This is a genomic window from Actinoplanes sp. NPDC051633, from assembly GCF_040681735.1.
Classification (GTDB): Bacteria; Actinomycetota; Actinomycetes; order Mycobacteriales; family Micromonosporaceae; genus Actinoplanes.
Genome location: NZ_JBFAZH010000009.1, coordinates 20,740 through 27,388, shown reverse-complemented (window position 1 = coordinate 27,388; position 6,649 = coordinate 20,740). Strand labels below are relative to the sequence as shown.

Genomic DNA, 6,649 nt, shown 5'->3' with positions numbered 1-6,649 from the left:
TCGGGCGCGGCTTACGGTCCCGCGCGGTCTTCGGGAGCGGCTTACGCCGCCCCCCCGAGTTAGGGTCCGGCATATGGCGCCGCGCCGAGTTCCGGCCCGGCCTACGGCGCCGCGCCCAACTCCGGCATCCCTTCCGCGCCGAGCTCCGGCGTCCCCCAATGGACCACGCCTCCCGCCGCTGCCGCGCCGACCTCCAGCGACGCCGTCGACGCCCACGGACTGCCGGTCACACCCTCCCCGGGAGGGGAGTTCGACGAGTTCGGCCTTAGCCCCTCCTCCGGCGGCCCCCGATTCGGTGCCGGCCCGTCGTCCGGCGGTGCCGTCGCCGCGGGCGAGGATCAGCACGGCCTCGGCCCGTCGTCGGGCGCTCCGCCGTTCGGAGGAGATCGGCACGAGCCGCCGTTCGGAGGAGATCGGCACGAGCCGCCGTTCGGAGGAGATCGGCACGAGCCGTCGTTCGGAGGAGATCGGCACGAGCCGCCGTTCGGCGGCGGCGGAGAATTCGGCGCCGGCGGCGACGGCCGGTACGGCTTCGATGCCGGTCCGGATCGGTTCGGGTTCGAGCCCGTCGCCCGGCCCGGCCCCCGGATCGAGCCCTCCCCGCCCCCGCAGCGCAACAAGCTCCTGCTCGGCATCCTCGCCGGGCTCGTGGCCGGACTTCTGCTCTTCGGAGCGGGCGGCTTCTTCCTCGGCCGGGAGACCGCCGGCACCGCCGCGCCCGAGCAGACCGGCGGGCCCACACCGTCGGCCGAGCCGTCGCTCGGGGTCTACGAGCAGTCCCAGGCGGCCATCAACCAGGCCAAGCTGACCGGCGCCCTCGCCCCGATCTCGCAGGACTGGCTTCCTTACCTCTCCAGCTGCGACCGCAGCGGCACCCCCGGCGGCCCGAGCCTCAACAACGGTGAGAAGACCCGCGTGCGGTGCCGGCTCGACGGCATGACGGTGGTCTTCGCGGAGTATGCGACGACCGCGGACCGGGACAAGGCCCGGGTCAAGACGCTCAGCCAGAACGTGGACGCGCGGACGTTGACCCCCGGGGTCGGACCGGCGGGCGACCGGGCCACACCGAGTGGGCGGACCAACGGCAGCTACGTCGAGTACGCCTACACGGTCGAGGAGAGCAAAGTGCGGCAGACCGTCGCCGGAATTTGGTGGGATGACACGCAGACTCCGGTTGCGGCGTACATGCTGGCGTTCTGGAAATCGGGTGTGGCGGAGGACTGGGCTCCGATGCGAGATGTGTGGGCCCGGTACGCCTGAAATGCCCATCACGTCCCTGAGCTGGGTCTGTGTGGGTCTGCGCCGTACGTCCCGTTCGCTGCCGAATCATGAGTCCTTGACCGGACCGCCATCCGCGACCTAGCCTCGCGTTACAAAGGTTCGTCCGACCATCGCAAGCAACAGGCACAACATAGAACGCATTACATCTCGGCATCAAATAGTTGGCTCTGCCCTCAGTCCGGTCAAGGGCGGTGGCGGGGCTGAGGACGGTACCCATCGCTGACCGCGCGACGGGCCGGTGATCTCATCTCGCGGTCGACCGGAGGACGCCCGAACGCGTCGCCGGTCGATGGACCCTGCGGTCTTGCGCCTTGGTCGGACGAGGCCTTCCCCGGCGGCACTGTGCGCGGGGAGCGTGGCGGCGGGCCGCGCGGCGAAGGGAGACACGGCGAGATGACCGCCCTGGATTGGGTGCTGGTGGTGGCGATCGTCGTTCTCGCCGCGTTCGTCGGGGGCGGCCTCGTCCTCGGCTCCCGGGCGTTGCGCACGATGCAGAGCAGCAAGCTCGAGGCCAAGGACCGCCAGGATCAGGTGGACGACGCCAAGGCGAAGGCTGCTTCCGTCCGCGCCGAGGCCGCCGCCGCGAAGGCCGAGGCCAACGCCGCCCGCGCCGAGGCGCGCCGGGTCCTCGAGGCGGCCCACGAGGAGGCCGACACCATCCTCGAGCACGCCCACCGCCAGGCCGAGACCGACGCCGAGCAGGCCCGCACCGCCGCCCGCCGCAGCGGCGAGCGCGAGGTCGCCCTCCTCAACGCCACCGCCAAGGAGCACGCCGCCGAGGTCGAGCGCCGCGCCGCCCGGATCGACGAGCGGGAGCGCCTGCACGCCGAGGAGGTCGAGCGCCTCGTCGAGCGGGAGCGCCGCCTGGCCGCGATGGACGCCGACCTGGTCACCCGCGAGGCCGCGCTGTTGAGCCGCGAGGCCGAGGTCACCGCCGCGGAGGAGAACCGCCGCAAGGAGCTGGAACGGATCGCCGGCCTGACCGCCGACGTCGCCCGCGGCGAACTGATCGAGAACATCGAGGCGCAGGCCAAGCGCGAGGCCGCGATCCTGGTCCGCGACATCGAGAGCGACGCCAAGCGGACGGCCGACACCCGCGCCCGGCACATCGTGGTCGACGCCATCCAGCGGATCGCCAGCGAGCAGACCGCGGAGAGCGTCGTCAGTGTGCTGCACCTGCCCAGCGACGAGATGAAGGGCCGGATCATCGGCCGTGAGGGCCGCAACATCCGGGCCTTCGAGTCGACCACCGGGGTCAACCTGATCATCGACGACACCCCCGAGGCGGTGCTGCTCTCCTGCTTCGACCCGGTGCGCCGCGAGGTCGGCCGCCTCACGCTGGAGAAGCTGGTGCTGGACGGCCGCATCCATCCGCACCGGATCGAGGAGGTGTTCGACACCGCCAAGAACGAGGTCGAGCGGCTCTGCGACCGGGCCGCGGAGGAGGCGCTGGTCGACGTCGGCATCACCGACATCCACCCCGAGCTGGCCACCCTGCTGGGCCGGTTGCGCTACCGCACCAGCTACGGGCAGAACGTGCTCAAGCATCTCGTCGAGACCGCGCACATCGCCGGCATCATGGCCGCCGAGCTGGGTCTGGACGTGCCGACCATGAAGCGATCGGCGTTCCTGCACGACATCGGCAAGGCGCTGACCCACGAGGTCGAGGGCAGCCACGCCCTGATCGGCGCCGACCTGGCCCGCAAGTACGGCGAGTCCGAGGATGTCGTGCACGCGATCGAGGCACACCACAACGAGGTGCCGCCGCAGACCATCGAGGCCGTGCTGACCCAGGCCGCGGACGCCTGTTCCGGCGGCCGGCCCGGCGCCCGGCGGGAGAGTCTCGAGGCGTACGTGAAGCGGCTCGAGCGCATCGAGGAGATCGCCGCCGGGAAGGTCGGCGTGGAGAAGGTCTTCGCGATGCAGGCCGGCCGCGAGATCCGGGTGATGGTCCGCCCCGACGACATCGACGACATCGGCGCCGCCGTGCTGGCCCGCGACGTGGCCAAGCAGATCGAGGAGGAGCTGACCTACCCGGGCCAGATCCGCGTCACGGTCGTCAGGGAGTCTCGAGTGACGGAACTGGCGCGCTAGCCGGCGTCCTGCCCTTCGGAGCCTTGCCCACGCGCCGGGTGCGCCGCTCGAGATAGCCGGCGAAGGCCGTCAGCGAGGCGTTCAAGATGATGTACATGATCGCGGCGACGATGGCGGCGGCGACGATGTTGCCGAAGTTCGCCGCGAGGGTGTTCGCGGACTGCAGCAGCTCGGTGTAGCCGATGATGTAGCCCAGCGCGGTGTCCTTCACCAGCACGACGAGCTGGCTGACGATCACGGGCAGCATCGCACGCGCGGCCTGCGGCACCAGGATCTCCCGCATCACCAGGCTCTTGCGCATGCCGATCGCGTACCCGGCCTCGCTCTGGCCGCGGGGGACCGACCGGATCCCGGCGCGGAACGCCTCGGCCAGCACCGATCCGTTGTAGAGCGTCAGGCCGATGACCACGGCCCAGAACGGGTCCATCGGCTGTTCGGAGATGAACGGCACGCCGTAGAAGATGAAGAACATCAGCAGCAGGAGGGGCACGGCGCGGAAGAACTCGACGACGATGCCGGCCGGGACGCTCAGCCACCTGTGGTCGGAGAGCCGGCCCACCGAGAAGACGAGGCCGAAGATCAGCGACAGCACCATGGCCAGGGCCGCGGCGCTGATCGTCGCCCACAGACCGGGCAGCAGGTATTCGGTCCAGGTCTCCGACTCGGTGAAGGGCTTCCACAGCGGCCCGGCCCACTGGCCCTTCTCGTCGAACTTCGTGTAGATCCAGTAGAGGAGCAGCAGCAGAAGGATGCCGAAGACGACGGTCAGGGTGGTGTTGCGCACCTTGGCGCGCGGGCCGGGGTGGTCGTACAGGACGGCGTCGGTGCTCACCGCTTCACCGCCAGACGGTTGGCCAGCCAGCCGAACAGGTAGCCGGTGGGGATCAGGATGGCGGCGAAGGTGCCGGCGAAGACGAGGAAGATCGGGATCACCGCGTCGCCGTTGGCGTTGATCAGTTCCTTCATCGCGTTGGAGGACTCGGCCAGGCCGATCGTCCCGACGATGGTCGAGTTCTTGGCCAGGGCGATGAAGACGCTGCCCAGTGGGGCGACCACGGCTCGCCCGGCCTGCGGCAGGATGATGATCGTGAGGGTCTGGATGAAGCTCATCCCGACCGCGCGGGCGGCCTCGGCCTGACCCGCCGGCACCGTGTTGATACCGGACCGGATGGCCTCGCAGACGAACGCCGCCGTGTAGACGGACAGGCCGATGACGCCGAGCCAGAAGTTGTTCAGGTTGATGTCGTCGGCCAGGCTGAGCCCGAGCGTCGAGAACAGCCCGAAGTAGCAGAAGAAGACGATCAGGGTCAGCGGTGTGTTGCGGAAGATGTTGACCCAGGCCGCGCCGAAGCCTCGCAGGACCGGTACGGGCGAGACCCGCATGGCCGCGAGGACGACTCCGAGAACCAGCGCACCGACCGTTCCGGCCAGCGTGAGACGGAGGATCCACCAGAAGCCGGTGAGATAGACATCGACGTTGAGGGGATCGGAGAAGACGTCCATCGTCCCTTCCCGGGTTGGTGAGCTCTTCTGCTGAGAAAAGCGAGGCCGGTCGCCCGGCCTCGCTCAACTCGAAAGGGTCAGGCGGTCGGGCAGTTCGTCAGCTTGGCGACGTCCAGCTCGGGCGCGGCGGTGCCGCTCTTGCCGAGGGTGGAGTCCCACGCCGCCTTGTACGAACCGTCGGTCGCGGACGCCTTCAGGATGTCGTTGATCTTGTTGCAGCCCGTGACGTCGTCCTTCTTCAGGCCGACGCCGTACGGCTCCTCGCTGAACTTCTTGCCGACCACCTTGAACTTGCCGGCGTACTGCTCCTGGCTGGCGTAGCCGGCCAGGATGATGTCGTCGGTGGTCACCGCGTCGACCTGACCGCCGGCCAGCGCCTGCACGCACTTGGAGTACGTGTCGAACTGCTGCAGCTGCGCGTCCTTGTACTCGGTCTGGATGCGCTTGGCCGGCGTGGAGCCGGAGACGGAACAGACCTTCTTGCCGGCCAGGCTCTCCGGGCCGGTGATCGGCGAGTTGGTCGGGACAAGCAGGTCCTGACCGGCGACGAAATACGGCCCGGCGAAGTTGATGACCTTCTTGCGCTCGTCGTTGATCGTGTACGTCGCGACGACGAGGTCGACCTGGCCCTGCTGGATGAACGGCTCGCGGTTGGCCGACACGGTGGTCTTCCACTCGATGCCGGTCTCCGGCACGCCGAGGCCCTTGGCGATGATCTTGCCGATCTCGATGTCGAAGCCGGCATACGTCCCGCCGGTCTGCAGTCCGAGGCCGGGCTGGTCGTTCTTGACGCCGATGACCAGCTTCTTGGCGGACTCGGCCTTGCCGACGACGCCACTGGCCGCCGATCCGGTTCCGCCGCCGCCGGCGTCGTCGTCGCCGCCGCACGCCCCGACGGCCAGTGCCATGGTGACGGCGCCGATGACAGCGGCCATCCGTGTGATGCGCATCGTGTCGCTCCTCAAGTGGGTGATCAGTGCGTCAGGATCTTGGAAAGGAAGTCTCGGGCCCGGTCCGACTTGGGGTTCGCGAAGAACTCGGCGGGCGCGGCCTCCTCGACCAGCTGGCCGTCCGCCATGAACACCACGCGGTTGGCGGCGTGCCGGGCGAAGCCCATCTCGTGGGTGACGACGACCATGGTCATGCCCTCGCGGGCCAGAGATGTCATCACCTCCAGCACCTCGCCGACCATCTCGGGGTCGAGAGCGCTGGTGGGCTCGTCGAAGAGCATCGCCTTCGGCTGCATGGCCAGGGCGCGGGCGATCGCCACCCGCTGCTGCTGGCCACCGGACAGCTGCGCCGGATATTTGTCCGCCTGGCTGGCGATGCCGACCCGGTCGAGCAGGCTCATCGCGCGCTCGCGGACGACGGCCGATTTCTCCCCGCGGACCTTCACCGGGCCGAGCATCACGTTCTGCAGGATCGTCTTGTGCGCGAACAGGTTGAACGACTGGAACACCATGCCGACCTCGCTGCGCAGCCGGGCCAGGGCCTTGCCCTCGGCCGGCAGTTGCTGCCCGTCGAACGTGATGGTGCCGGAGTTGATCGGCTCCAGCCGGTTGATCGCGCGGCAGAGCGTCGACTTGCCCGAACCGGACGGCCCGATGACGACCACGACCTCACCGCGGTCCACGGACAGGTCGACGTCCTGCAGGACATGCAGCTGCCCGAACCACTTGTTGACCTTGTCGAGGACGATGAGAGCCTTGTCGTCAGCCACCGTCGGACCACCGCTTCCCTTCGTCCGACGGCTTGCGTCGGTTCACTCGGT

The 6,649-nt window shown here is 69.3% G+C and carries 6 protein-coding genes; 2 read left to right on the top strand and 4 right to left on the bottom strand.

What is annotated here, in order from left to right:
* The first annotated feature begins 648 nt into the window (after window positions 1-648).
* Together AB0M20_RS01335 and rny are read left to right on the top strand one after the other, a co-directional pair.
* On the top strand, window positions 649-1,260 hold the full coding sequence (locus tag AB0M20_RS01335) for a hypothetical protein (RefSeq protein WP_364291841.1): 612 nt from the start codon (window positions 649-651) through the stop codon (window positions 1,258-1,260).
* 414 nt (window positions 1,261-1,674) lie between these two features.
* Window positions 1,675-3,375, top strand: coding sequence for a ribonuclease Y (rny, locus tag AB0M20_RS01330; protein WP_364291839.1), 1,701 nt, complete (start codon window positions 1,675-1,677; stop codon window positions 3,373-3,375).
* Here rny and AB0M20_RS01325 read toward each other — a convergent pair.
* The 4 genes from AB0M20_RS01325 to AB0M20_RS01310 all read right to left on the bottom strand — a co-directional run bounded on the left by AB0M20_RS01325 (window position 3,341) and on the right by AB0M20_RS01310 (window position 6,598).
* Window positions 3,341-4,207 (bottom strand): amino acid ABC transporter permease, encoded by an 867-nt coding sequence (locus tag AB0M20_RS01325; RefSeq protein ID WP_364291837.1) that lies wholly within the window; start codon window positions 4,205-4,207, stop codon window positions 3,341-3,343. The two genes, rny and AB0M20_RS01325, sit on opposite strands and share 35 nt — an antisense overlap.
* A complete protein-coding gene (locus AB0M20_RS01320) occupies window positions 4,204-4,878 on the bottom strand; it encodes an amino acid ABC transporter permease (protein ID WP_364291834.1) in 675 nt (224 codons plus the stop codon). The genes AB0M20_RS01325 and AB0M20_RS01320 overlap by 4 nt, the downstream gene beginning before the upstream one ends.
* Window positions 4,879-4,955: 77 nt before the next feature.
* Window positions 4,956-5,828: a glutamate ABC transporter substrate-binding protein gene (locus AB0M20_RS01315; RefSeq protein WP_364291831.1), complete on the bottom strand. Its 873-nt coding sequence runs from the start codon at window positions 5,826-5,828 to the stop codon at window positions 4,956-4,958.
* A gap of 23 nt (window positions 5,829-5,851) precedes the next feature.
* On the bottom strand, window positions 5,852-6,598 hold the full coding sequence (locus AB0M20_RS01310; protein ID WP_364291828.1) for an amino acid ABC transporter ATP-binding protein: 747 nt from the start codon (window positions 6,596-6,598) through the stop codon (window positions 5,852-5,854).
* Window positions 6,599-6,649 lie beyond the last annotated feature (51 nt).